This is a genomic window from uncultured Marivirga sp., from assembly GCF_963974845.1.
GTDB lineage: Bacteria > Bacteroidota > Bacteroidia > Cytophagales > Cyclobacteriaceae > Marivirga > Marivirga harenae.
In genome coordinates this window covers 252,281-277,267 of record NZ_CAXBEQ010000006.1, presented here as the reverse complement: position 1 = coordinate 277,267, position 24,987 = coordinate 252,281, and the positions used below count along the sequence as shown (strand labels likewise).

Genomic DNA, 24,987 nt, shown 5'->3' with positions numbered 1-24,987 from the left:
CTCCTGACGGAGGAATGCACCCAGCTCATATTCATGCTAATTCTGCAGCTATTGGTGGTGGAATTATTTATACTTTCAATCCCGTAAACGGAAATACTGGAATGAGTATGACAGACACTAGAGATGACGGTGATGGAAATACTTTTACCTATAATGAGGTCTTAGAAGTAGACGGTTATGTGAATGTGCATTTAAGTGCTGATGAATTAGGAACAATTGTGGCTCAGGGTGACATTGGTTCCAACGAACTGACAGGTGAGTCCAAAACTTATAATTTAGCAGAAAGAGCAGTTGATGGTATTTCAGGTACAATCACGTTCGAAGAGAGAATCAATGGATTTGCTTTAGCTACAATTTCACTAGATGGAACTCCTGACGGAGGAATGCACCCAGCTCATATTCATGCTAATTCTGCAGCTATTGGGGGTGGAATAATTTTTACCTTTAACGCGGTAAATGGTTCAACCGGTATGAGTATGACCGATACAAGAGATGATGGGGCAGAAAACAGTTTTACATTTTCTGAAATTTTAGAAGTTGATGGATATGTTAATGTTCATTTAAGTGCTAATGATTTGGCAACTATTGTTGCTCAAGGTGATGTAGGCTCTAATGAATTAACCGGAGAATCTATTACATATCCGTTGGAAGAAAGAGCAGTTGATGGCATCTCAGGAACAATTACCTTCGAAGAGAGAATCAACGGATTTGCTTTAGCTACTATTTCACTAGATGGAACACCTGATGGTGGAATGCACCCTGCTCATATTCATGAGAACTCCGCTGCAGAAGGTGGGTCTATAATTTATACATTTAACTCTGTAAATGGAACAACCGGCTTGAGTATGACCGATACAAGAGATGACGGAGCAGAAAACAGCTTTACTTATGATCAGGTTTTAGGTGTGGACGGCTATGTGAATGTTCACTTAAGTGTCGAGGACTTAGCAACAATTGTCGCTCAAGGAAACATCGGAGCTAATTTTACTGAGTAAATACATATATTTCTGTAAAGAAAGTGGCTGTAATTAATTTTATAGCCACTTTTTTATTGTAACTGTAAAAAGAAATTACTTCTATATTTATTTAGACAGTAAATTTCGAAGACCTAACAAAGCAATGATACTACCCGCAATCAATGAGGTATAGTACCAAGCCTCACTCATTCTATATGAATTTTCATCTAAAAGATCATTTACTTTCTCTCCAATTGGGGCATTTGGGCTGTGGTCTATTGCCCAATAAATCACAAACGCTCCGATAGCTACTAAAACTATCCCTTTTAAAAGTCCTTTTTTCATAGTTAAAAAAATATTGGTTTTCGCAATGTAATGAATTTTTACAGAAAAAATAAGGTCATATTAGTTGCTGCATTTTAAATAATTTAAATTTATAGTATATTTATGATATTAGATTGAAACTAATTTTTTGCCCGAACGATAAGACCTGAAGATATGTCAAAGAAAGTGAAAAATGTGCCTTGCGACTTGTGCCTAAGCAGGCGTAAGTCCATGTTTAATGGAGTGCCAAATGACGCATTATGTGTGTTAAGTGAGCACAAAAGTACCTTGGCGCATAATAAGGGTCAGGTATTATTTCTGGAAGGTACTCAACCTATGGGGTTGTTTTGCATTAGTGAAGGAAAAGTAAAAATATTTAAAACAGATGATTCTGGTCGGGAACAAATTGTTCGCTTAGCTCAGGAGGGTGATTTTTTGGGCTATAGAGCCTTGCTATCAGGCGAGAATTATAATTCTTCTGCCACCATTTTAGAAAATGCTAAGGTATGTTTTATACCGAAAAGTAGTTTTACAGATCTAATTTCTAAAGATAAAGAATTCCAAAATAAGTTAATGCAGGCTGTTTGTCATGATTTGGGAGTTATGGAACAAAAAATGGCAGATATGGCAAACAAAACCGTACGTCAAAGATTAGCCACTACCTTATTGATGCTAAAAAGTTCTTACGGAATTGATGGTGATGAAAAATCCGAAATTGATATTGCTTTAACTAGAGAAGATTTAGCAAAAATCGTTGGGACAGCAACAGAAACCCTCATCCGTCTCTTATCTGATTTCAAAAAAGATGGATTAATTGATTTGAACGGAAAAAAAATCAGCATTTTGGATGAGAAAGGAATTGCCAAAGAAATAGACTTATTTGCTTAATCCGACAATTCCTGAACTAATATCACATCATTAGGCTTATGTCTGCTGATATTTGTAATTTTGTGCTATGCAAGAGAAAGCCGTTCATATAGAGAAGGAAGTTATTGAGGTCAACCTTAGCAAAAGGGATATTAGAAAAATGTCCATTGATGCTATTGCAGATGATTTAACCAAATCAGGGGAAAAGGCCTTCAGAGCCAAGCAAATCTATGAATGGCTTTGGGTAAAATCAGCCTCCACCTTTGAGGAAATGACCAATTTATCTAAAAACTTAAGAGAATGGCTTGAAGAAAACTACTGCATCAATAGAATTACTATTGCCTCTAAACAACTAAGCTCAGACAGAACAATCAAAGTGGCTTTCCGTCTTCACGATGGCAATGAAGTGGAAGGTGTGCTGATTCCTACTGAAAACAGAATGACCGCTTGCGTCTCTTCGCAAGTGGGCTGCTCACTAAGCTGTAAATTTTGTGCCACAGGTTACCTAAAAAGGATGCGTAATCTGGAAGCAGCCGAAATTTACGACCAAGTAGTTATGATAAAAGAGCTAGCTGAAACTCATTACGACATGCCACTTTCAAACATAGTTTATATGGGCATGGGCGAACCGCTCTTGAATTATAAAAATATGATGGAGTCGATTGAGCACATCACCTCTGAAAAAGGCCTGTTCATGTCTCCTAAACGGATAACTGTCTCCACTGCAGGCATTTCCAAAATGATTAAGAAATTAGCAGACTATGATGCTAAATTTAATCTAGCACTCTCTTTACATGCTGCAAATGATGAAAAACGGAGTACGATTATGTCCATTAATGACAGTAATAATCTACCTGTGTTGAGAGAAGCTTTGGAATACTATTACAATAAAACCAAAAACAGAGTCACATTTGAGTATTGTGTATTCAATAATTTTAATGATAGTTTGGAGGATGCCAAAGAATTGTGGCAATTTACCAAATATGTGCCGGCCAAAGTCAATCTGATCGAATACAATCCAATAGATCAAGCAGACTTTACCAATACAGAAGAAGATAAGCTAGATCGATTTGCTGCCTTTCTTGAAGAAAGAGGGGTAATTGTAAATGTTAGAAGAAGCCGGGGAAAAGACATTGATGCGGCTTGTGGACAATTAGCGAATAAGCATTAAAGTAAAACGTAAAAAGACCTACTTTACTGTAAATTATAACTTTTCAAGTCTTTTTCCGTCCCATAAATCTCCAAATTCCAGACAGTCATAACTATATCGGTTAAAATTTAAACCGAATATATTTTCATTTGTGTATATTTTCATAAATTTGGATTTAAAGCAAACCGAATTTTATGAATATACTGTACTTTTCATCGATAAAGGGATTGATTTCACCCCTATTAAGCACAAATATTGCAAATTCAACCGTTGTGCCTTCTGAAATAAACCTAGAGATACTAACTGTAAACAATTTATGGATGATGCTTTGCATTGCATTGGTTTTCATCATGCATTTAGGATTTGCTTGTGTTGAAGCAGGTTTCACTCAATCCAAAAATACAGTAAACATTCTTTTTAAAAATACTTTAACTCCAGCAATAGGTTTAGTATCCTACACCATCATTGGGTTTAATCTAATGTATCCTGAATTTGCAAATGGCCCGGGTTGGTTTGACTTCAATGGCTTCTTCTTAGATGATTTTGCTGGATTAGATTATAATCAAAACTATACCTATTGGACTGATTTCCTTTTCCAGGCCATGTTTGCGGCTACAGCTGCCACCGTAGTTTCTGGAGCAGTTGCAGAAAGAATTAAGATTTCCGCTTATTTTATTTTCACGATCATATTTGTCGGTTTCGTTTACCCTGCTATTGGGAGTTGGAAATGGGGTGGCGGTGCTCTTGACGCTATGGGTTTTTATGATTTTGCAGGGTCCACCTTAGTTCATTCTGTTGGCGGATGGGGCGCACTTGCGGGAATTATAGTGCTAGGTCCTAGAATAGGAAAATATTTAAACGGCAAAGTAATTGACAAAGAGGGATCAAGTGTTCCGTTGGCAACAATTGGTGTATTTCTATTATGGTTTGGCTGGTTCGGTTTTAATGGCGGTTCGGTTCTTTCAGCTGAGCCACAGGCCACTTCACTAGTCATTATGAATACATCCTTAGCTGCTGCCGCTGGTGCCTTGGGAGGCTTTTTAATGGGATATATCACATTCAAAAGGCTAGACCTAGGCATGGTTCTGAATGGAACTTTAGCTGGGTTGGTTGGAATTACTGCTGGTGCAGATTTAATGACACCAGGCTTATCACTTTTAATAGGCTTTATTGCTGGAAATTTAGTGGTGCTTTCTGCGATAGGATTGGATAAACTAAAATTAGATGATGCGGTTGGGGCAGTTTCCGTCCATTTATCTTGTGGTATATTTGGAACATTGGCGGTTGGAATGTTCGGAGCAAAGGCAGGTTGGGATCAATTCTTAAATCAACTAATTGGAGTGGGAGTTTGTGGTGCTGCTGCTTTTGGTAGCGCAATTATTTTGTTCTACCTATTAAAGAAAACAATCGGACTACGTGTTTCAAAGGAACATGAAGAACAAGGACTAGATAGCCATGAGCATGGCATAAGAGGATACACTATAACTTATGAATAGCATTTCATCACTTATCCAAGGTTTTAGCACTTTGGATAAGTTTCTATTCTGCTCCTAACAATTGTACACACAACTGATTAGGGCCTGGGTAGAACTCAATAAAAAGTGAGTCTGCAGCCATCTTTTTTTCCTTTGCATATAACTTTAAATCTTGGAGCATATCATCAGGGGTCGGCATTGCTAAAACATTCGCTTCAATACATCCTTTTACAGAAGTAGGTCTCTTAAAAGTTCTTATCTCCCAATCATTTGGCATTTTGTATATTGGCTCATCTCCTACCTCAACGCCTATGAAATTGTGAACCGCGGCTGTCTTAGAATCAGCTTCACCATAATAAACAATTGCAATTGAGGATGCGGTCGCTTCAGATTCCACTAAATTTCTAGCCTGCATAAACAGCGTTTGTAAACTATCGCTTCCTACTTTCCCGATATATTCTGTCCCAGCAATATGTACCAGAACATCCTCTTCAATCGATTTTTCAACCGTTTTAAATCCTCCTAAAAATGCATAGATTATTACAGAGATAACGATAAGCGGAATTATGATATAAAGTGCCTTTTTCATTATTTTATTATATTAATTGAACATCTACTCTAAAGTAATTATTATTTAAGATTAATGTTCTTCATTGAATTTGAAAGCATTAATCATAAAAAAAAGCATACACGTCTTGCATATGCTTTCTTCAAAAGAATTTAAAAGCGTAGAATTTTACAAGCCAAAAGCATTTTTCACCTTATCTACGTAATCCAATTTTTCCCAAGTAAATAATTCAACCTCCTGAGAGAAAACTTCTCCATTGCTGGCATTAAAGTGCTTATTTACTTTTTGTGGTTCTCTACCCATATGCCCGTAAGCAGCAGATTCGCTATACATTGGATTTCTTAATTTCAGTCGTGTTTCAATTGCATAAGGACGCATATCAAAAATCTCAGAAACCTTCTTGGCTATTTCCCCATCTGTCAAGTCGACCTTCTTACTTCCATAAGTGTTCACATAAATTCCCATGGGTTCAACTACACCAATTGCATAAGAAACTTGAACTAATATTTCGTCAGCAACTCCAGCAGCTACCAGATTTTTGGCAATGTGACGAGTTGCATAAGCGGCAGACCTGTCTACTTTGGAAGGGTCTTTGCCAGAAAACGCTCCACCACCATGTGCACCTTTTCCACCGTAAGTATCTACAATGATTTTTCTCCCAGTTAATCCAGCATCACCATGTGGCCCGCCAATTACGAATTTTCCTGTTGGATTAATATGATATTTAATACTGTCACTGAACAATTTCTGCAATTCAGGCTTTAATTGAGCTTTTACTCTTGGAATCAAAATATTTATAATATCACTTTTGATTTTAGCCAACATTTTATCGTCATCATTATCAAAACCATCATGTTGAGTTGAGACTACTATTGCTACAATTCGTTGAGGAACATTATCATCAGAATATTCAATGGTAACTTGTGATTTTGAATCGGGCCTCAAATATTGAATATCATCATTCTCTCTTCTTAATTTAGCCAACTCCATTAATATTTTATGAGAAAGATCTAATGCCAGCGGCATATAATTTTCAGTTTCTTTGGTGGCATATCCAAACATCATTCCTTGATCTCCTGCGCCTTGCTCTTCTGGATTTCCTCTATCTACACCTTGGTTAATGTCTTGAGATTGTTCATGTATAGTAGAAATCACACCACAAGAATTTCCATCAAACATATACTCTCCTTTGGTATAGCCTATTCTATTGATCACGTCCCTAGCCACTTGTTGCACATCCACATAGGAATTACTGCGAACTTCACCACTTAAAACTGTTAAACCTGTTGTAACTAGCGTTTCACAAGCCACTTTCGATTGTGGATCAAAAGCCAAGAAATTATCTAGTAATGCATCTGAAATCTGATCGGCTACTTTATCAGGGTGTCCTTCCGAAACCGATTCTGAGGTAAATAAATAAGGCATAAGATTTTAATTTTTCAAGGGGCAAATTTAATAGACTATTTATAATTATTTTAGTTAATTACTGTTTTATGTCTGATAAATGTTAATTGTTTCCGAATAAAAAAATACATGGCGACTTATGTAAATCAGGTTTACTCTTTTTCCAGTTTTGGATCGTATCCGTTTTAATCATTTCGCCTACCCCATTAATATCTTTTGCAATACATAATTTCAGTTGAGGAGAACAAATTTTTACAATATCTTCCACTAACTGATTGTTTCGGTAAGGAGTTTCCATGAAAATTTGGGTCTGACCAGTCTTAAATGCAGTTTGTTCCAGTGCCCTGATGGCTTGAGTCTTTTCTTTTTTATCTATTGGTAAGTAGCCGGAGAAGGCAAAAGATTGCCCACTGAACCCAGATGCCATCAATGCAAGAAAAATGGAAGAGGGGCCAACCCATGGTTCAACTCTTATACCTTGTGCGTGTGCGTAAGAAACTGCCTTAGATCCAGGATCTGCAATGCCAGGACAGCCTGCTTCAGACATGATGCCAATAGATTTACCTTCAAAAAGCGGTTGCATTAAACCTGCTATTTCCGATTCTTCTGTTTTTTTACTCAATTCATGAAAGGTAATTTCAGGAATAGGTTTGGAAATATTCATTGCACTCAGACATCTTCTTGCTGTACGGATGTTTTCTACTAAGTAATAATCTAGGCTACTGCACAATTGTACTAGATCAGTCGGAAGGGATTTCGACTCTGTGTTTGGAGCAATCACTGTTGGAATTAAATATAGGACTCCTTTTTCCATATTTGCTTAAATCATTAAAGCTGTTAAAAGTAATTAGCTTACATCCACCTTTTATATTTGAAAACAGCTAAAGTAACCAAGGCAAATCCAATTATTAAAGACCAAAAATAAGCATAGCCGTATTCCCATTTAAATTCAGGTACGTTCTCAAAATTAATTCCGTAAACACCTGCAATAAAAGTTAGTGGAATAAAAACTACCGAAAAAATGGTCAGGGTTTTCATCACCTGATTTAATTTGTTACTAATTACTGATTGGTATAGATCACCTAAACTGGAAATAAAGTCTCTATATGTTTCAACAGAATCAATGGCTTGTATTGTATGCTCATAAACGTCTCTGATGAATATTCTGGTTTGCTTCCTTATAAGTTTAATTTCGTCTCTTTCTAGTTTGCTAATAACCTCTCGCAATGGCCATACCGATCTTCTAATATGAATTAACTCGCGTTTTAAGGTATAAAGCAAATCAAAATCTCGTTTTTGACCCAAAAACATGATTCGTTCCTCTATCTCTTCGAGAATATCACCAAACTTTTCCAGGACAATGAAATAATGATCGACCACGGTGTCAACTAAAGCATACAGCAAATAATCCAGCCCTTCTTTTCTAATTCTCCCTTTTCCTGCTCTTAATCTATTTCTTACTGCTTCAAAAGTATCTCCTTTTCGCTCCTGGAATGTAATCAATAAATTCTCAAATAGAATAAAGCTGACTTGCTCGTTAATCGTTTTATTTTTCTTTTCATCAAACTGAAGCATTTTTGTAGAAATGAAAAGATAACTTCCTGTGTCTTCTATTTGTGGTCTTTGCCCAACTGAAAGAATATCCTCCATATTAAGGGGGTGGATTCCTAATGATTCACAAATCGTTTTAATATTATCAACATGATTTAAACCTTCAATATTCAGCCAATGAAAGTTTCCATCATTGGGCATATTGGTAGCCTCTTCAATAGATATGTTTATTCTCTCTTCTAGGTGATTTTCCCGATAGGTAAAGAGATCAATATTAAAAGGGGTATCTTTCCTAACCCCGGTGTAGACCGCGCTTCCAGGAGGAAGGCCTGCAATTTTGGAGCTTTCGCGAAACATACCGCGAATTCCAGAATATAAATTAAGCGGCTCCTCAACAAGAAGCCGCTTAGGTAAATTGATTATTTTCTTTGCAAATCTATCCATTCATGGAAATCAAAAACTCATTGTTATCAACAGTTCCTTTCATTTTAGTTAATAAAAGTTCCATTGCTTCTCCCGAGTTCATATCTGCCATGAATTTACGTAATATCCAAACTCTTTGCAATTCTTCCTTGCTCATCAATAAGTCTTCTCTTCTGGTACCAGATGCTGGAACATCAATAGCAGGGAAAATACGCTTGTTTGCTAATTTTCTGTCTAGCACCAATTCCATATTACCTGTTCCTTTGAACTCCTCAAAGATCACCTCGTCCATTTTTGAACCGGTTTCAATTAAAGCAGTTGCTAAAATGGTTAATGAACCTCCATTTTCTAAGTTACGCGCTGCTCCAAAGAATCTCTTCGGTTTGTGTAAAGCATTTGCATCGACACCACCTGACAAAATCTTACCAGAAGATGGGATTACAGTATTGTATGCCCTTGCTAGTCTAGTGATGGAATCTAAAAGGATTACAACATCATGCCCACATTCTACCATCCTTTTTGCTTTTTCAAGCACCATACTAGCCACTTTCACATGTCTATCTGCTTGCTCATCAAATGTAGAACTTACCACTTCCGCTTTTACTGAACGAGCCATATCTGTAACCTCTTCAGGACGTTCGTCAATTAGCAAAATTAATAAATAAGCTTCCGGATGGTTTTCAGCCATAGCATTTGCTACTTCCTTCAATAGCTCAGTTTTACCTGTTTTTGGTTGAGCTACTATCATCCCCCGTTGGCCTTTACCTATTGGTGCAAATAGATCTAAAATACGAGTTGAATATTTGTTAGGCTTTGTACTTAAGTTGAATTTCTCTTCAGGGAAAAGTGGAGTTAAGTATTCGAATGGAACTCTATCTCTTATTTCCTCAGTTGTTTTTCCATTAACAGAAGAAACCCTTAGAAGCGCAAAGTATTTTTCCCCTTCCTTTGGGGGTCTGATTTGACCTTTCACTGTATCACCAGTTTTTAAGCCAAACAATTTAATTTGAGATGGCGAAACATAAATATCATCAGGACTTGCTAAATAATTATAATCAGAGGAACGTAAAAAACCGTATCCATCTTGCATCATTTCCAAAACACCTTCATTTTCGATGATTCCATCAAAATCCTTAATATCGGCTTTCTTAGATCGGTTATCAGTTCTTTCTTTTCTCTCACCTCTCTCAGTTTTATTGGCTCGTTCCTCTTTATCATTGGAACGCTCAGCTCTTTCGGGTCTATTAGCTCGGTCCTCTTTGTCATTGGAACGCTCAGTTCTTTCAGGTCTTGGCCGTTTATCTTTCGGGGCTGGGCGCGGTTTACGATCTGTTTTATCGTCAGCACTTGCTTCTTGTTTTGCAGGTACATCCTCAGATTTTTTTTCTGCCTTATTTTCTGACTTTTCTTCTCGCTTTGGCGCTTTAGCTTTTGGAGCTGTTTCCTTTTTTGGAGCCGGAGCTGATTTAGGAGTAGTTTTCTCTTCTTCTTTTTTTGGTAAATCACTTTCAGGTAAAAGTGCTTGTTGATCCAAAATCTTGTAAATCAATTCTTTCTTCGGCAATTTCTTGTACTGGGCTACTCCCAGTTTTTCTGCTATCTCTTTAAGTTCAGAAAGTAGCTTTAAGTTTAATTCTTCAATGTTATACATAAAGGGATTTTTACTTTTTCGGGATTTGAGACCCCGATTTTTCGGTATGATAAATTAGATATAATGTTTTGGATAATTTTGAACGAGGCACTTGAACTTTGCCCCGAATTATTTTTAGATACTACAATGATATGCCAAGGTTTTTTAATTGTCAAGGATTTTAAGAAATATAAAAGAGAAATTAGCATTAAAGGCAGTTTTCTGTTTATAATACCACCAAAAATAGCTTATTTTGCCAAAAATATTGGAGAATGTTACAAGTTGCAAATTTACGTGAAGGTAAAGCCGAAGCAGTTAAAGGCTTAGTGAAAAGGAACATAGAAAATGCTGAAGCACTCATAGATGGAGTAATTGCATTGGATGATAAAAGAAAAGCACTTCAAACAGAATTGGATGCAGTGCTTGCCGAATCCAATAAAATCTCCAAAAGCATCGGCATTTTAATGAAGGAGGGAAAAAAGGAAGAAGCGGAACAAGTGAAGGTTAAAACTGCCGAATTGAAGCAAAAAAGTAAGATGCTGCAGGAGGAATCTCAAGCAATAGAGAAAGAATTAACGGATAGCTTATATCAAATTCCAAATATTCCTCATGCAGATGTAAAAAAAGGCAAAGGCGAAGATGATAATGAAATTATTTCCGAACATGGTAAAAAGCCAGAATTGCATCCAGGCAATAAACCACATTGGGATTTAATCAAAGATTATGACATCATAGATTTTGATTTAGGAATTAAAATTACAGGTGCAGGATTCCCTGTCTACAAGGGTAAAGGGGCAAGGATGCAACGTGCTTTATTAAATTTCTTTTTGGATGAAGCTGGTAAACAAGGATTTAAAGAAATTCAGCCACCTATTGTAGTTAATGAGGCATCTGGAATCGGTACAGGTCAACTTCCTGATAAAGAAGGACAGATGTATCATATAGAAGATACGGATTTATACATGATTCCAACAGCAGAAGTACCGATCACCAATCTGTTTAGAGATGAAATCATTAATGAGGAGGATTTACCTATCAAGTTAACAGCCTATACGCCTTGTTTTCGAAAAGAAGCTGGATCTTGGGGAGCGCATGTGAGAGGGTTGAATCGATTGCACCAATTCGATAAAGTAGAAATTGTTCAGGTTCAGCATCCTGACAAATCATATCAAGCATTGGAAGAAATGAGTACATATATCCAAAGCCTATTAAATAAATTGGAACTCCCCTATCGTGTATTGAGATTATGCGGAGGCGATTTAGGGTTCACTTCTGCCTTAACTTATGATATGGAGGTTTGGTCTGCAGCACAAGAAAAATGGTTAGAAGTTAGCTCAGTTTCTAATTTTGAAACTTATCAGGCCAATAGATTAAAGCTGCGATATAAAGACGCAGATAAGAAAAAACTTTTATTGCACACTTTGAATGGCAGTGCATTAGCATTCCCTAGAATATTGGCAGCCATTTTGGAAAATAATCAAACTGAAAAAGGAATAAAAGTTCCCAAAGTATTGCAATCCTATACGGGCTTTGAGTGGATTGATTAATTTCGATCCGTACGAGGGAGCTGTAAACCTGTCAGATTTTGGAGGTAGCTGATTATCTAACTTCTATTTGGATAATTACCTTCGATTTTGATAAAACTGACAGGTTTTTATACTTTTCTGCCTCTTAAAAGTTCAACATTTGCACAAAAGCTTGGTTTCTTAAAACTTTCACTCCCCTTCTCGTATTAGTTTAGATAGTAAATAGAACTCAAGATTTCAATTAAATGCAAAATATAGATCTCTTAATAATTGGTGCAGGCCCTATTGGATTAGCATGTGGAATAAAAGCAGAGTCAGCAGGTTTAACTTATCTGATTGTGGATAAGGGCACTTTAGTTAACTCCATTTATCATTATCCTTATGGTATGACTTTTTTCAGTACTTCTGATAAGCTGGAAATTGGAGGAGTACCCTTCATCTCGCATAATCCAAAGCCTACTAGAATGGAAGCATTGGAATATTACAGAAGAGTGACCAGTTCTCATCAACTGAAGACCTCACTTTACAATGCTGTGAAAAAAGTAGAGAAAAATGATGCTGGATTTAAGGTTAATACAGAAAAATTCGACCTTCAAGCTGAGAACATTATAGTAGCGACTGGCTTTTATGATTTACCCCACAATTTAGGAATAGCTGGAGAGGATTTACCAAAAGTATCTCACTATTATAAAGAAGCTCATCCATATTTCGATATGAAATTAGCCATTGTTGGAGCAGCAAATTCAGCGGTAGATGCCGCTCTGGAATGCTATCGAAAAAGGGCCAAGGAAGTCACCATGATCATCAGAGAGGAAGAAATCCGCAAGACCGTAAAATATTGGGTGAAGCCTGACATAGAAAATAGAATCAAAGAAGGTAGCATTAAAGCATATTTTGAAAGTGAAATTAGTTCCATAAGAGGAAATGAAATCGATATCGAAACTCCAGAAGGTAAAGTGACTATAGAAAATGATTTTGTATTGGCGATGACAGGTTATGAGCCTAATTATGAATTCTTAAGTGATATGGGTGTAAAGAAAAATCAAGAATCTCCTTACGCACCAATTTATGATCCGAAAAGCATGGAGACCAATGTAGAAGGAATTTATTTAGCTGGGGTTATTTGTGGAGGGATGGAGACTAATAAATGGTTTATCGAAAACAGCCGTGTACATGCTGATATGATAATAGATGATATTAAAAACAAGAAAATGGCCTTCAAATAGGAATTACTAAAAATTAATTTGAATAGTTATTTGTTATAAAGCTTAAGCCATTACTTTAGCGGTTAAATGAAAATCTTATACATCCATCAATATTTTAAAACACCAGATGAGGGCGGTGCGAACCGCTCTTACTTCATGGCACAAGCTTTAAAAGCCAAGGGGCACAATGTAGAGATATTGACTGCGCACAATGAAATCAAAACCATTTCAAAAAAAGTTGATGGATTAATGGTTCGTTATTTAGCGGTCCGTTATGAAAATCAGTTTGGCTTTCTCAAAAGAATTAGAGCTTTCCTTTACTTTATACATTTCTGCAAGAGATTTATTCTTGAAAATCATGATTACGATAAGATCATAGCAACAAGTACACCTCTGACCGTTGGCTTTATTGCACGATGGGCAAAGAAGAAATTTCATATCCCTTACATTTTTGAAGTTCGAGATTTGTGGCCCGAGGCCCCAATTCAGATGGGCGTAATTAAAAACCCACTGCTAAAATTGTGGCTTGAAAAGCAAGAGCTAAACTTTTATCAAAATGCAGAAAGAGTAATAGCTTTGTCTCCTGGCATGCGAAATCATATTGAAAGAAGGGCGCCAGAAGTAAAAGTAGAACTAATCCCAAATGTTGCAGATTGTGATTTCTTTCAACGGGTAGAGGAGAAAGATGAGGATTTGGTTTTGCAATTTGGAGTGAAAAATAAGTTCGTGGTAAGTTACTTTGGAGCCGTTGGCCCCGTAAACGACCTCATGAGCTTGATAAAATGCGCTGAACTTTCAGCTCATTTACCAATACGTTTTTTAATAATGGGTGAGGGATCAAGTCTTTTGGATGTAAAAGACTACGTTGCCAGAAATCAACTAAAGAATGTTTTCTTTATTCCTTATGGTACTAAAGAAGATGTACGAGATGTCATGAACGTCACGGATGCTTGCTATGTATCTTTTTTACACAAACCTGTTTTAAGAACTAACTCACCTAATAAATTTTTTGACGCCATCGCCTCAGGCAAATTAATCATTACCAATATTCAAGGATGGATCAGGGGTTTAGTAGAAAAACGCCATATTGGATTTTTTGCTGATTCGGATTTTCCAGCGGAATTTGGCGAGAAAATAAAGCCCTTTATTGATTCACCAGAGCTTTTAAGCAAATACCAACAAGCTTCAAGAGACACTGCTGAACAATTTTTTAGTCGCATAGAATTAAGTAATCATTTTGTTCAAGCTATTGAAGGCAAAAACTACCAGCATGAAGCTGAAATCCGTTCTATTTTTAGTTTGAGTGCTTAATCCATCTTCCGAGCCACTCAATATTTTTCTAAGCTCTCAATCAATAAATCATGCAAATCATCAAAGGCCTCCAAGCTTAAGTCTTCCCCATTGTCGTAAATATCATGATACGCTTGCTTGCCGCCTAACGTATAAATAAACACGGCTGGAACACCCACTCTATCAAACAGGCAATGGTCGCTATTGCATGCTTCTCCCCTGGCTTTGATTTCAAATATTCTATCTTTATTTAGCTGTTTAAGTAAGTTGAAATACTGGTTTTGTTTTTTGGCATTTACTACCATAATACCTTCATCACCCGTCCCAACCATATCCAAATTAATAAGCATATTGATTTTCCTTAAATCAAAAGGAGAATTTTCAATGAAATAATAACTTCCCAAAAGTCCAATTTCCTCAGCTGTCGTAAATAGAAAATAGGTGTCAAACTTGGGTTGATTTTCTGCAAAATATTTTGCCAAAGCAAGCAACATCACCACGCCTGAGGCATTATCATTTGCTCCTTTGAATACTGCATTTCCCTGCTCTCCTAAATGATCATAATGAGCAGAAAGCATTATGACAGAGTCACTTCTTTGTCCTTTTATTTTCCCAACCACATTGGATGATCTGAAATTTGAAATAAACTTGGACTCATTTATCACGCTTACTTTTGAATGCTTTGGTAGTTTATCCTTTACGTAGAGCACAGCATTTTCAGATGATTCTGAAGATGGAAACCAACTCCATTTAGAACTGTCTTGAATAATGAGTAAATTACCTTTTGCGCTATTTTTAAATAGAAATCGCTGTGTTAACTCAGTCACCTCCTTAGCATTATCTACATTCTTTTCAATATAGAAAATTTGATTTTTAACCTTTCTATCTATTTCAGCTTCCGTAGAAATAGCTTTGATTTCACCCTCCAGCTCCATCGGTGCCGATGCAGAGTGGAAAAGGAAATCTTTACCTATTGCATAAATTTTAACTGTGGTACTACTTACCACTGAATACTGCACAGTCCCTGGGAAAGTATTTACCGGATACGATAATTCTTGTCTAAAAGCATCCTCTACTCCAGCCTGTACATTACATGATTTTAACTGTTCCACAATAAAATCTGCGGCTTTCTGCTGTCCATTTGATGTAAAACCTCTTCCCGCCAAAGAATCTGAAGTTAAGACTCGCAGATGCTCTCGAGCTAAACTACTTTGGCCGAGGCCTAGGGACAGCTTTAATAGAAGTAATAAAGTAAAAAGGTTACGCATTTATCAGGATTCTTGAATTTAAAAAGGCCAAGTACTGTCTTCTAACACATAAATATAGGCATTACTTTAGGGCCAGAAATCAGTCACATTTTAATTCGACTTTTATTTGAGGGTGAATATCAATCTTTTCTGCTTTATTAAAAATATTGCAAGCTTCCTTTTTATTATTAAGCTCATAGTAGCAGTGGATTAAATAGTTATAAGCCATTTCATTCTTGGGTTGAAAGAATATAACCCACTCTAATAATTTTGAAGCTTCGGTGTATTCCTTCTGTTGGTAAAGAATTTCTGCAGCATTGTAATAAATAGATTTATAACTTTCCGGAGTTCTTTCCGCAGAAACCAACAATCTGTATGCATTACCATATACACTTTTAAATTCTGCTAAAATACTGCTTAATCCTATTTGATAATATTGCATGGCCACTTCGTGGTCATTCAGTTCTTCTTTGTAGATTTCTCCAATCAGTGCAATCATACGCATTCTTTTATAGCTACTATTCATAAGTTCATTTAGAATGAAAATGGCTTTGTTCGGTTCTCTTAGATTTCTATAGCAAACAGCTAATCTGAATTGGAGATCAGGGTTTTGACTTTGGCTGTATTCCATAAAAAAAAGATAACCCCAAAGGGCATCTTGAAAAGCTCCATTATTATAGTCTATATTGGCTTGCTCTCTTCTGAAAGTTAAATAATCTATTTCGTGCCTTTTTATAGCTTGAAAATCATGATTAGAAGATTTAATTTTATCAATAAAACTTAAGGCCGCTTGAACTTTACCAGAATAATAAAGGCTATCGGCATGTTTAACTTGCTCATCAAATAAGCTGATTTTATTCTGGAGCTTCCTTTCCTGAATGAAGTCAAAAATAGAAACACCAACATACAGCAAAATGGCAACTGACGCAACAATAGCTAAGGCATAATAGGTTGCTTTCCTTTCCGAATTCTTATCTGTTGAGGGTCTATAAATAGGAGGCCTATAAGTGTAATTTTGATATGGCTTTTTATATGCACTTTGCCTCTGTTCTTGAGCTCTAATACTCGCCCGTTTTGCATTTAGACGTGCCTGTGCTAGCCTTAAATCGTAAGTTTGCCTCAATTCTTGGTTACTTAGAACCGTATATGCAGTCGAAATCAATTTAAACTTTTCCTCTGCTTCAACTGAAGGATTTATGTCAGGATGATAAGCTTTCGCCAATCTTTTATAAGCTGCCTTTATTTCTAACAAAGTAGCCATTTCACTCACTCCTAGTAATTGATAGTAATTTTCCATTCAGAAGAAAATAATTGAACAATCCTTAAACAAAAATAACAATTATTTATTGCTAATTTAGTTCCTTTAAATTTATAAACTATGGCTTATTTCAGCGAAGATTTTATTCGGTTTTTCAACGAACTAGAAAGAAACAATCATAAAGAATGGTTTGATGAAAATAGAAAAAGGTATGAAAAAGAGATTAAGGAGCCTTTCAAATCCTTCGTTGGTGATTTAATTATCGCAATCCAAAAATTTGACCCCGAAATCCTAATCAAACCAAAAGATGCAATTTTTAGGATAAATAGAGATATTCGCTTTTCTAAAAACAAGCAGCCCTATAAAAATAATGTAGCTGCTTACATCTCCAAGATTTCAAAAAAAGAACAATTTCCCGGTTATTATGTGCACTTAGATGCAGAAGGTATCTGGTTAGGTGGTGGACTTTATGATTTATCCACTGAAAACATTTATAAAGTAAGACAGGAAATTCTGTACAATGAGAATAATTTAAAGGAAGCCTTGAATGCACAAGGCTTTAAAGAAGAATTTGGAGATCTTCAAGGGAAGAAGAACAAAATTCTTAAAGCTCCTTTTAAAGAATATGGAAAAGAAATTCCAATATTGTATCAAAAGCAGTTTTACTTTATGAAACAATATCCTGCAAGCAAAATTGCATCGGATGATTTAGTTGAATTCTGTTCAGATAAATTTGAGAAAGCCTTTCGTATTAATAAGTTTTTACGATTAGCAATTGAAAATATTGAATAAAAAAAGGGATCATAAATGACCCCTTTCATAACTAATTTTCAACTAAAAAATGATTAAGCTGTTGCTTTAGCCCTTTTAGTTTCGCTCATGGCAATTCCATATACTACTAAACCGAATCCGATTTTGTTAATAGCATCACCAATATTGTAAATTAAATCCATGCTAGAAGGTTGTAATAACCCTAAGCCATCTTGACCTAACCATCCGCCTGGCATAGCCATGTAACCGATTGGGTAAATTGCCCAACCTACTAATACAAACCACGCTAGTGCTTTAATACCTTTTTGTACCGCTTCGTTTCCGCTAGCTTTCGCCAATTGAGCTGCTTCTCCTGCCCATGCTGAATACAAGATATAAATGTACCCTAATGTAGATATAACACCCCATAGCACAGAGTGGAACATTGTTCCATCAGTAAAGGCTTCGCCAATGTATCCTGCAACTAGCATCACTACTGAAGCTGCGATTAGTTTCCACATAAAGCTTTGTTTTGCACCTGCAGGTCTTAACAATAGGTAAAACTCCACACACATCAACGGAACTGTTAAAGTCCAGTCAATATAACGGAGTACTGTTGGGTTCATACCCGTGGCTGCGTAGTAATCACGCATATAATAATAATGAACTGCCGCGATCATGGTAATTAAACCAGACACTAAAAGTGAAGTTTTCCACTTTCCATCAACTTGTTGTCTTTCAAAGAAGAAAAAGACTGAAGCTGCGAACATTGCCATATACCCTGTAAAGAAGGTAAATGCTACCGGATCATCCGATTTGATGTCAATGACATCTGCTAAGAATAATAAGTCCATAGTGTTAAAAATTAATAGTGTTTAATTATTAGTTATAAAGCTTAAACACCACTTTCATATAATTGTTTTTAAAAAATAATTTTGTTTATGTTTTACTCCTTTTTATTTAACATCAATACTTTATTATCATCAATCATTAACCAATCGTTCTGTGAATTGAACGATTAACTTCATAAAAATTTCTTAGAGATTATATCTGAATTAGTGACTGTTAAAACCTTATATTTTTTACTTTTGTGCTCAGATGGAAAAGAGAATTGATCAATTAAAACATATAGCTATAGCTGGCAATATCGGTGCTGGAAAAACAACTTTAGCAAACAAATTATCGCACCATTACGGATGGAAAACTGAATTTGAAGCAGTAGAGGATAATCCTTATTTAGTCGATTTTTATAGTGATATGAAACAATGGGCCTTCCATCTACAAGTTTATTTTTTAAACAGTCGACTGAAGCAAGTTAAGAGAATTCGAGAAAGTGATCATACTGTGGTTCAAGATCGATCTATATATGAAGATTGCTATGTGTTTGCAAAAAACCTTCATGAATCAGGTAATATGTCAGATCGTGACTACCAAAACTATTTAGAGCTATTTGATTCTATGTCTCCTGTCATAACTCCTCCAGATTTGCTCATTTATTTAAGAGCTGATATTCCAAAATTAGTAGGCCAAATAGAGAAAAGAGGAAGAGACTACGAAGAGACAATCCGAATTGATTATTTAAAAAACCTCAATAAGCATTATGAAGCGTGGGTAAAACAATATGAAATTGGTAAACTCATCATAATAGATGTAAATCAACTAGACTATTTAAATAATGTTGAAGATTTCGCTTTAATCGTTAGTAAAATAGATACCGAGGTGCACGGGCTCTTTTCTCATCAATAAGCAAAAACTTCATGTAGCCTCCACTATTTTTAATAACTTTAGGAAATATTTTAATAGTAACTCATTGTATTTTTTATGTTGAAAATAGGTATCATTAGAGAGGATAAAATTCCTGTAGATAAGCGTTCACCAATGACTCCGGCTCAGTGCCAAATGGTTGCAAATCAATTTGGTGTTGATGTGAGCGTCCAAAAAAGTGAAAATAGGATTTTCCGTCCTGAAGAATACTCACAACATGGAATTGAAATGGTGGATGACATCAGTGACAGTGATATTCTACTAGGAGTTAAGGAAGTACCTATGGAGAAGCTAATTCCTGAAAAAACCTATTTTTTCTTTTCTCATACTATTAAAGAGCAGGAATACAATCGTGAGCTACTTCAGACTATCCTGAAGAAAAAAATAAAGCTAGTGGACTACGAATGCTTATTGGATTCTAAAACAAATCAAAGAATTGTTGCTTTTGGTAGATTTGCAGGTATAGTAGGCGCTTATAATACCATTTGGACATTTGGCCAAAGATATAACTTATTCAATATTAGAAGAGCACATGAATGTTATGATTTGGTTGATATGAGGACTGAATTTGATAAGGTAGAATTACCAGCCATCAAAATTGCCATTACTGGTGGTGGCAGAGTTGCCAAAGGTGCAATGGAGGTGATGTATGGAATGGATATTCTTCAGGTATCGCCTCATGAATTTCTGAATGAAAGATTTGACAGACCTGTTTTTACCCAATTAAGCAGCCATGCTTACCATACTAAAAAAGATGGCACCCCATTTAAGAGAGATGAATTCTATGAAAACCCAGGACTTTACGAAGGGGATTTTCTAAAATATACGGAAGTCGCAGATGTCTTAATAGCCGGTGCATTTTGGGATCCACGCGCTCCAGTTCTTTTCACAAAAGAAGATGCTATACGTCCTGAGTTTAAAATTAGAATAATTGGGGATATCACGTGTGATATAGAAGGCTCAATTCCAAGTACGAAAAAACCAGCAACAGTTGACGAACCTGTTTATGATTACGATCCAACTACAGACAGTATTCAACCAGAATTTAGTGAGGAAAGTAACATAACTGTGATGGCAGTAGATAATCTACCCTGCGAGCTCCCGAGAGACGCCTCCGAAAGTTTCGGTCTTGAGATGATTGAGAACGTCTTACCCCATCTTTTAGGAGATGATAAAGATGAAGTTATCAAAAATGCTACAATTGCTGAAAATGGTGAATTGACTGAAAGGTTTAGCTATTTACAGAGATTTGTAGATGGAGAATAAAATACTATTTTTGAATGTTTTTATTTGGATTCGATTCTACTAATTTTTCCACTTGCAATACTTTCAACGCAGAGACAGTTTTCCTCCTCCCAACGGATTTCTTTTACATCTTCTTGAAAAGCAGTAGCATCCGCCATACTAAAATCACGGATTAAAATATCTTTGCTTGCAGCTTCAAGTATCTTCGAGGAATTATTTTTGAATATTACTGTGAATTTTGGCATGAGTATTAAACATTGTGAACAAGGATAAGATGCTTTGTTCACTTTCAATGTTTCAGAAAATTAATAGAATGAGACTATTTATCGACAAAACCCTAAAAAACATCCTTAAAAGCAATACTTTTTCTAATCGAAATGCAAATTTTAAGTCAATTTGTTATTTTACCACTCGTCTAATTTCTTTTCTATAATCAGATGGACTTTTGCCTGTAATTTCTTTGAATTGTCTATTGAAATGAGAAATATTATTGAAACCACAAGCGTAGCAAATATCAGTAATATTCAAATTTCCTTCTGAAAGTAATTTTGAAGCATGCACCACCCTGTGCTCGTTAACAAAAAAGGTGAATGTCTTATTTGATATTTTTTTAAAATACCGACAAAATGCTGGGACGGTCATGGCTGCCTCTGCTGCAATCTCTTCTAGTGGAATGTTCCTTTTATAATTATCTTTCACAAAATCGTAAATGAGATTAACCCTTTGCTGATCCACTGCCTTTGCCTCAATAGAAACTGCTTCAGAGTTTAACAAATAATAATCTTTGATTTCAGAAAGCTCTTTCAATATCTGAATCAGCCCTATTAATCTGTCAAATGCTGGTTTACCAACCAATTCTTCTATTTTATTCCCTATACGCTTCTTGGTATCCCCTGTAAATACAATCCCTAACTTAGCATTTTCAATTAGTTGTTTGATAGGCTGGATCTCGGGAAGGTTTAGAAACACAGGTCCAGGGAAATCCTCTTTCATTTGAACGATGGTTTCGGATTCGTTTCCAGTCAGGCTATCAGTAAAACCGTAATGAGGTAAATTAGAACCAATCAACATTAGATCACCATCTTGATAATAAGAAATATGATTTCCAATATGTCGCTTCCCATTACCTCCTTTTACAAACACTAGTTCGATTTCTGGATGGAAATGCCAAAACGGATCCTTATTGGGCTTAGATTTCTCAAATTTCTTGATTAGAACAGAACTACCAAAGGACGGCTCAATTTGTTCGAGTGTTGGTTTATAAAATTGCATATTTTCACTTTTAACGCTGAAAATAAAATATTGTTATTGCATTTTACCTCTCAGTAACATTAAGATAACATCAAAAGGTTAATATAGTACTAATATTGGAAAATCTTCACATAGTTCATTGCAAAAAAGCGCCATACATTTGTAATGTACTTAAATGAAAAAGCTTATGAAAAATTCAAACATTCAAAAAACGGTATTTGCCTTCGCATTGATCGCGCTACCTTTAATGAGCTTTGCAGATGGATTCCCATTTGTAAAATTGACCAGCAAGGAAAACAAGATGATCACTTTAAGAGTGGGTTCTGCTCAGTCTGATATGACTAATATAAAAATTAAAAACCAGTTCGGACAAGTGATTTACAGTGAAACTGTAGAAAATGTAAATGGTATTCTGAAAAACTTTGATCTAAAAAATCTGGAATCAGGTCACTATAAAATAGAGCTTGAAAATGCTTTTAATATTGAAGTGTTGCCTATTACAATCACATGGGATTCTGTAATGGTTGCTCATGATCAATTTACTACGGTTCACAAACCATTCTTTAAATTAAGGGAAAATGGAAATGTGGACTTCAATTTCCTGAATTTAAATGCCAAATCAACCACAGTGACGATTGTGAATGAAAAAGGTCATGTCGTTTACAAAGAAGACTTAGGAAAGAGTTCAGATCTTGAAAAAAGATATGACATCTCTTCTTTAGGAAAAGGAAATTATCAATTCATAGTTCAAAGTGGTGATAGGAACTTTAAACACAACATCACCCTCTAAATAGTATTCAATTAGTCGTTTCCATAGTAGGGCTCGCCATCGGAGGATGGCGGGCTTTTTTTATGTCTCATTTTAACAAACGCTCGAATCATGTCAAAAAGAGTAAGCTAATATGATTTTAGTTGAAACATACTATACGTATTCTTTTGGCTGATTTTCTTTTATTTTAATTCTTTTTACTCCGCCATAAATAAATACAGTAGCAAAAGCCATCATGACATGACTCAATGATAAATAATTGAACCACCTATGAATACTGAATTCAGTTGCAAACACCAAGGCCGAAAGCGCGGCAAAACCAATTCCTGCCATTACATATTGAGTTGCTTTGTTCTTGGTTTTTAGAAACAAAAGAAATTCAATAGTAAATACGACAAACATTAATCCGTAGCCCGAATGAAGTTGAACGTAAAAGAAATCCAATGTAAACAAGACTAATCCTAAAAAGACTACAAACTCAATAATGTTGACGACCCCCAAAATCTTCACGTATTTCTTGTTCAAAACAATTCTAGTATGCTCAATAGCTCCTCTTTCTATAAGCATGATCGCAAACATACTAATGATCCAACCAACTAATTTCCAAACTTTAGTGAATTCATAGTAAAAAGCATGTCCAATGATTCCGCCAAAAGTAGTGGCCAGACCCATTACTAGGAAATAGTACTTGAAATACATAAAAACTTTTCGATTATCATTTGATTTGGACATTTTGTAGAAATACAAAAAACACAAAAAACTTACTAAAAGATCGGTGAGAGTTACAATCGGTTCGTCAATTCGAAGCCCGAATAATTCAATTTGCACTATATTTTCCATACATTATTTATCGAAAAAGATTCTTAAGGGTTACTTTCAGTGGAAGAGCCCAATATTTTAACGAACAAATTCCGTTTTAGCATGAAGTAATAATGTGAAAGTTTTACGTTATTCGCTTAACTTTATAATTTGCTCCTACAATATCAATGGTAAACCAGTCGGAAAATCCTTTCATGGGCAATGCCTCAACCTTTTATCAAAGCAAAGCTGCTTTAAAATGGATAGCCTTAGCGTTTTCATTAATCATTGGTATTGCATCAGTTCTTTATACCAATAGCATAGTGGAAGAATTGAAAGAAAGAGAAGAACGCTCTATTGAACTTTGGGCAAAAACTTTAGAATATACTAGTGACCCTGATAACAGTGAAAATCTAATCTTTATTTTTCAAGAGATCGTTACTCCAAACAATTCTATCCCAGTCATTGTAACCGATGCAAATGGTAACCCAAGCATTTTTCGAAATATTAAAATAGATAGTAGTAAAAATGATGAAGCAGCAATGCAGGAGATACTCAAAAATGAGTTGGCAATTATGGAGCAAGAGTATGAGCCTATATTAATTAGCGGAACAGAATCAACTGACTCTAGCGATAACCAATATATCTACTATAGAAATTCTGATTTAATCTACCGATTGAAATACTATCCTTATATCCAGCTTTCAGTCATTGCCGCTTTTGTGTTTTTTGGGTACGTTTCATTTTCTTATTCTCGAAAAGCTGAGCAGAACCAGGTATGGGTAGGCTTAGCAAAAGAAACTGCCCATCAGCTGGGTACACCACTATCCTCTTTAATGGCTTGGCTTGAAATCATGAAAATCGATGATGACCTAAAAGATAAAGAGGTTACTAAGGAGCTAGAGAAGGACATCAGTAAATTGGAGTTAATCACTTCGAGATTTTCCAGCATTGGCTCTGTTCCTGTTTTGAAAGACGAAAACATTTCAAAATTGATCCAATCAACTGTTAGTTATTTACAAAAAAGAACCTCTAAGAAAGTATTCATCAATTTTGTATCCAAAGATGACTTAGTAACAGCAGATATCAACAAGCCACTTTTTGACTGGGTAATTGAAAATTTGTGCAAGAATGCTATTGACGCCATGAGTGGTGAGGGGGAAATTACTATCACTTTAAAAGAGGGGAAATATGGGGATGCCTTGATCGATATTAGCGATACGGGAAAAGGAATACCTTCCAGCAAAATAAAAGAGATTTTCCAACCAGGCTTCTCAACTAAGAAAAGAGGCTGGGGACTGGGCCTTACGTTGGCCAAGCGAATCATTGAAAATTATCACAACGGTAAAATCTCAGTAAAAGAGTCAATAGTCAACAAAGGCACCACCTTTAGAATAATTTTGAAAAGGTAAACAAGAGATTGGCTATCCAAATCAGATTTTTCCCTTAGGATTATGAAGCCATCGCCCTATTTTAATCGGCTTGATTTTAGATAATTATATTGAATTTCCTGAATTTTAATTACATTTGCGTCCC

General features: G+C 35.7%; 24 protein-coding genes. 12 read left to right on the top strand and 12 right to left on the bottom strand.

Going from position 1 to position 24,987, the window contains the following annotated elements; all coding sequences use genetic code 11:
• On the top strand, positions 1–995 hold a 995-nt coding region (locus tag AAC601_RS14890), incomplete at its 5' end, for a hypothetical protein (RefSeq protein ID WP_340153682.1).
• 87 nt (positions 996–1,082) lie between these two features.
• Here AAC601_RS14890 and AAC601_RS14885 read toward each other — a convergent pair.
• Positions 1,083–1,301 carry a hypothetical protein gene (locus AAC601_RS14885; RefSeq protein ID WP_303271641.1) on the bottom strand — a complete coding sequence of 73 codons (219 nt, stop codon included), beginning with the start codon at positions 1,299–1,301 and terminating at the stop codon, positions 1,083–1,085.
• Between the two features lie 153 nt (positions 1,302–1,454).
• On the opposite strand from AAC601_RS14885, the gene AAC601_RS14880 reads away from it, so the two are divergent.
• The 3 genes from AAC601_RS14880 to amt all read left to right on the top strand — a co-directional run bounded on the left by AAC601_RS14880 (position 1,455) and on the right by amt (position 4,793).
• Entirely contained in the window at positions 1,455–2,168 is a 714-nt protein-coding gene (locus AAC601_RS14880; protein WP_340153681.1) for a Crp/Fnr family transcriptional regulator, read from the top strand.
• Positions 2,169–2,235: 67 nt separating this feature from the next.
• Positions 2,236–3,318, top strand: a complete 1,083-nt coding sequence (gene rlmN, locus AAC601_RS14875; protein WP_340153680.1) for a 23S rRNA (adenine(2503)-C(2))-methyltransferase RlmN — start codon at positions 2,236–2,238, stop codon at positions 3,316–3,318.
• 173 nt (positions 3,319–3,491) lie between these two features.
• Positions 3,492–4,793, top strand: a complete 1,302-nt coding sequence (gene amt, locus AAC601_RS14870; RefSeq protein ID WP_340153679.1) for an ammonium transporter — start codon at positions 3,492–3,494, stop codon at positions 4,791–4,793.
• 43 nt (positions 4,794–4,836) lie between these two features.
• Here amt and AAC601_RS14865 read toward each other — a convergent pair whose 3' ends face one another.
• From AAC601_RS14865 to rho, 5 genes are all read right to left on the bottom strand, one after another.
• Complete coding sequence (locus tag AAC601_RS14865; protein ID WP_303271637.1) at positions 4,837–5,361, bottom strand: hypothetical protein; 525 nt, start codon at positions 5,359–5,361, stop codon at positions 4,837–4,839.
• A gap of 147 nt (positions 5,362–5,508) precedes the next feature.
• Positions 5,509–6,765: a methionine adenosyltransferase gene (gene metK, locus AAC601_RS14860; RefSeq protein WP_303271636.1), complete on the bottom strand. Its 1,257-nt coding sequence runs from the start codon at positions 6,763–6,765 to the stop codon at positions 5,509–5,511.
• An 82-nt stretch (positions 6,766–6,847) separates the two neighbouring features.
• A complete protein-coding gene (locus tag AAC601_RS14855; protein ID WP_303271635.1) occupies positions 6,848–7,558 on the bottom strand; it encodes an SAM-dependent methyltransferase in 711 nt (236 codons plus the stop codon).
• 38 nt (positions 7,559–7,596) lie between these two features.
• Complete coding sequence (gene corA, locus AAC601_RS14850; RefSeq protein ID WP_303271634.1) at positions 7,597–8,739, bottom strand: magnesium/cobalt transporter CorA; 1,143 nt, start codon at positions 8,737–8,739, stop codon at positions 7,597–7,599.
• Positions 8,732–10,369: a transcription termination factor Rho gene (rho, locus tag AAC601_RS14845; RefSeq protein WP_340153678.1), complete on the bottom strand. Its 1,638-nt coding sequence runs from the start codon at positions 10,367–10,369 to the stop codon at positions 8,732–8,734. The genes corA and rho overlap by 8 nt, the downstream gene beginning before the upstream one ends.
• A 251-nt stretch (positions 10,370–10,620) precedes the next feature.
• Here rho and serS point away from each other — a divergent pair, with 251 nt between their 5' ends.
• From serS to AAC601_RS14830, 3 genes are all read left to right on the top strand, one after another.
• The gene (gene serS / locus AAC601_RS14840; RefSeq protein ID WP_303271632.1) at positions 10,621–11,895 is read left to right on the top strand and encodes a serine--tRNA ligase; all 1,275 of its coding nucleotides are present in this window, start codon (positions 10,621–10,623) and stop codon (positions 11,893–11,895) included.
• A 224-nt stretch (positions 11,896–12,119) separates the two neighbouring features.
• The gene (locus tag AAC601_RS14835) at positions 12,120–13,100 is read left to right on the top strand and encodes a YpdA family putative bacillithiol disulfide reductase (protein ID WP_340153677.1); all 981 of its coding nucleotides are present in this window, start codon (positions 12,120–12,122) and stop codon (positions 13,098–13,100) included.
• Between the two features lie 66 nt (positions 13,101–13,166).
• A complete protein-coding gene (locus AAC601_RS14830; protein WP_303271631.1) occupies positions 13,167–14,390 on the top strand; it encodes a glycosyltransferase family 4 protein in 1,224 nt (407 codons plus the stop codon).
• Positions 14,391–14,407: 17 nt separating this feature from the next.
• Here AAC601_RS14830 and AAC601_RS14825 read toward each other — a convergent pair whose 3' ends face one another.
• Positions 14,408–15,637 (bottom strand): M20/M25/M40 family metallo-hydrolase, encoded by a 1,230-nt coding sequence (locus AAC601_RS14825; protein ID WP_340153676.1) that lies wholly within the window; start codon positions 15,635–15,637, stop codon positions 14,408–14,410.
• 79 nt (positions 15,638–15,716) lie between these two features.
• A complete protein-coding gene (locus tag AAC601_RS14820) occupies positions 15,717–16,913 on the bottom strand; it encodes a DnaJ domain-containing protein (RefSeq protein ID WP_303271629.1) in 1,197 nt (398 codons plus the stop codon).
• Positions 16,914–16,994: 81 nt separating this feature from the next.
• Between AAC601_RS14820 and AAC601_RS14815 the strand changes: the two genes are divergently transcribed.
• Positions 16,995–17,666, top strand: coding sequence for a DUF2461 domain-containing protein (locus AAC601_RS14815; protein ID WP_303271628.1), 672 nt, complete (start codon positions 16,995–16,997; stop codon positions 17,664–17,666).
• A gap of 53 nt (positions 17,667–17,719) precedes the next feature.
• Here AAC601_RS14815 and AAC601_RS14810 read toward each other — a convergent pair whose 3' ends face one another.
• On the bottom strand, positions 17,720–18,478 hold the full coding sequence (locus tag AAC601_RS14810) for a bacteriorhodopsin-like (RefSeq protein ID WP_303271627.1): 759 nt from the start codon (positions 18,476–18,478) through the stop codon (positions 17,720–17,722).
• 244 nt (positions 18,479–18,722) lie between these two features.
• Between AAC601_RS14810 and AAC601_RS14805 the strand changes: the two genes are divergently transcribed.
• Together AAC601_RS14805 and AAC601_RS14800 are read left to right on the top strand one after the other, a co-directional pair.
• Positions 18,723–19,370, top strand: coding sequence for a deoxynucleoside kinase (locus AAC601_RS14805; RefSeq protein ID WP_303271626.1), 648 nt, complete (start codon positions 18,723–18,725; stop codon positions 19,368–19,370).
• A gap of 75 nt (positions 19,371–19,445) precedes the next feature.
• Positions 19,446–20,654 (top strand): NAD(P)-dependent oxidoreductase, encoded by a 1,209-nt coding sequence (locus AAC601_RS14800; RefSeq protein ID WP_340153675.1) that lies wholly within the window; start codon positions 19,446–19,448, stop codon positions 20,652–20,654.
• 20 nt (positions 20,655–20,674) lie between these two features.
• Here AAC601_RS14800 and AAC601_RS14795 read toward each other — a convergent pair whose 3' ends face one another.
• Positions 20,675–20,878: a hypothetical protein gene (locus AAC601_RS14795; protein ID WP_303271624.1), complete on the bottom strand. Its 204-nt coding sequence runs from the start codon at positions 20,876–20,878 to the stop codon at positions 20,675–20,677.
• A 154-nt stretch (positions 20,879–21,032) separates the two neighbouring features.
• On the bottom strand, positions 21,033–21,905 hold the full coding sequence (locus AAC601_RS14790; protein WP_303271623.1) for an AraC family transcriptional regulator: 873 nt from the start codon (positions 21,903–21,905) through the stop codon (positions 21,033–21,035).
• Between the two features lie 166 nt (positions 21,906–22,071).
• Here AAC601_RS14790 and AAC601_RS14785 point away from each other — a divergent pair, with 166 nt between their 5' ends.
• Positions 22,072–22,674 (top strand): DUF3244 domain-containing protein, encoded by a 603-nt coding sequence (locus tag AAC601_RS14785; protein WP_303271622.1) that lies wholly within the window; start codon positions 22,072–22,074, stop codon positions 22,672–22,674.
• A gap of 132 nt (positions 22,675–22,806) precedes the next feature.
• Here the strand turns inward: AAC601_RS14785 and AAC601_RS14780 are convergent, their stop codons facing one another.
• A complete protein-coding gene (locus AAC601_RS14780) occupies positions 22,807–23,493 on the bottom strand; it encodes a hypothetical protein (protein WP_340153674.1) in 687 nt (228 codons plus the stop codon).
• 146 nt (positions 23,494–23,639) lie between these two features.
• Between AAC601_RS14780 and AAC601_RS14775 the strand changes: the two genes are divergently transcribed.
• Positions 23,640–24,863 carry a HAMP domain-containing sensor histidine kinase gene (locus tag AAC601_RS14775; RefSeq protein ID WP_303271620.1) on the top strand — a complete coding sequence of 408 codons (1,224 nt, stop codon included), beginning with the start codon at positions 23,640–23,642 and terminating at the stop codon, positions 24,861–24,863.
• Positions 24,864–24,987: the final 124 nt, after the last annotated feature.

Coding starts and splice junctions, on each gene's coding strand:
- AAC601_RS14885 (WP_303271641.1), bottom strand. CDS start 1,301: ATGAAAAAAGGACTTTTAAAAGGGATAGTTTTAGTAGCTATCGGAGCG.
- AAC601_RS14880 (WP_340153681.1), top strand. CDS start 1,455: ATGTCAAAGAAAGTGAAAAATGTGCCTTGCGACTTGTGCCTAAGCAGG.
- rlmN (WP_340153680.1), top strand. CDS start 2,236: ATGCAAGAGAAAGCCGTTCATATAGAGAAGGAAGTTATTGAGGTCAAC.
- amt (WP_340153679.1), top strand. CDS start 3,492: ATGAATATACTGTACTTTTCATCGATAAAGGGATTGATTTCACCCCTA.
- AAC601_RS14865 (WP_303271637.1), bottom strand. CDS start 5,361: ATGAAAAAGGCACTTTATATCATAATTCCGCTTATCGTTATCTCTGTA.
- metK (WP_303271636.1), bottom strand. CDS start 6,765: ATGCCTTATTTATTTACCTCAGAATCGGTTTCGGAAGGACACCCTGAT.
- AAC601_RS14855 (WP_303271635.1), bottom strand. CDS start 7,558: ATGGAAAAAGGAGTCCTATATTTAATTCCAACAGTGATTGCTCCAAAC.
- corA (WP_303271634.1), bottom strand. CDS start 8,739: ATGGATAGATTTGCAAAGAAAATAATCAATTTACCTAAGCGGCTTCTT.
- rho (WP_340153678.1), bottom strand. CDS start 10,369: ATGTATAACATTGAAGAATTAAACTTAAAGCTACTTTCTGAACTTAAA.
- serS (WP_303271632.1), top strand. CDS start 10,621: ATGTTACAAGTTGCAAATTTACGTGAAGGTAAAGCCGAAGCAGTTAAA.
- AAC601_RS14835 (WP_340153677.1), top strand. CDS start 12,120: ATGCAAAATATAGATCTCTTAATAATTGGTGCAGGCCCTATTGGATTA.
- AAC601_RS14830 (WP_303271631.1), top strand. CDS start 13,167: ATGAAAATCTTATACATCCATCAATATTTTAAAACACCAGATGAGGGC.
- AAC601_RS14825 (WP_340153676.1), bottom strand. CDS start 15,637: ATGCGTAACCTTTTTACTTTATTACTTCTATTAAAGCTGTCCCTAGGC.
- AAC601_RS14820 (WP_303271629.1), bottom strand. CDS start 16,913: ATGGAAAATTACTATCAATTACTAGGAGTGAGTGAAATGGCTACTTTG.
- AAC601_RS14815 (WP_303271628.1), top strand. CDS start 16,995: ATGGCTTATTTCAGCGAAGATTTTATTCGGTTTTTCAACGAACTAGAA.
- AAC601_RS14810 (WP_303271627.1), bottom strand. CDS start 18,478: ATGGACTTATTATTCTTAGCAGATGTCATTGACATCAAATCGGATGAT.
- AAC601_RS14805 (WP_303271626.1), top strand. CDS start 18,723: ATGGAAAAGAGAATTGATCAATTAAAACATATAGCTATAGCTGGCAAT.
- AAC601_RS14800 (WP_340153675.1), top strand. CDS start 19,446: ATGTTGAAAATAGGTATCATTAGAGAGGATAAAATTCCTGTAGATAAG.
- AAC601_RS14795 (WP_303271624.1), bottom strand. CDS start 20,878: ATGCCAAAATTCACAGTAATATTCAAAAATAATTCCTCGAAGATACTT.
- AAC601_RS14790 (WP_303271623.1), bottom strand. CDS start 21,905: ATGCAATTTTATAAACCAACACTCGAACAAATTGAGCCGTCCTTTGGT.
- AAC601_RS14785 (WP_303271622.1), top strand. CDS start 22,072: ATGAAAAATTCAAACATTCAAAAAACGGTATTTGCCTTCGCATTGATC.
- AAC601_RS14780 (WP_340153674.1), bottom strand. CDS start 23,493: ATGGAAAATATAGTGCAAATTGAATTATTCGGGCTTCGAATTGACGAA.
- AAC601_RS14775 (WP_303271620.1), top strand. CDS start 23,640: ATGGTAAACCAGTCGGAAAATCCTTTCATGGGCAATGCCTCAACCTTT.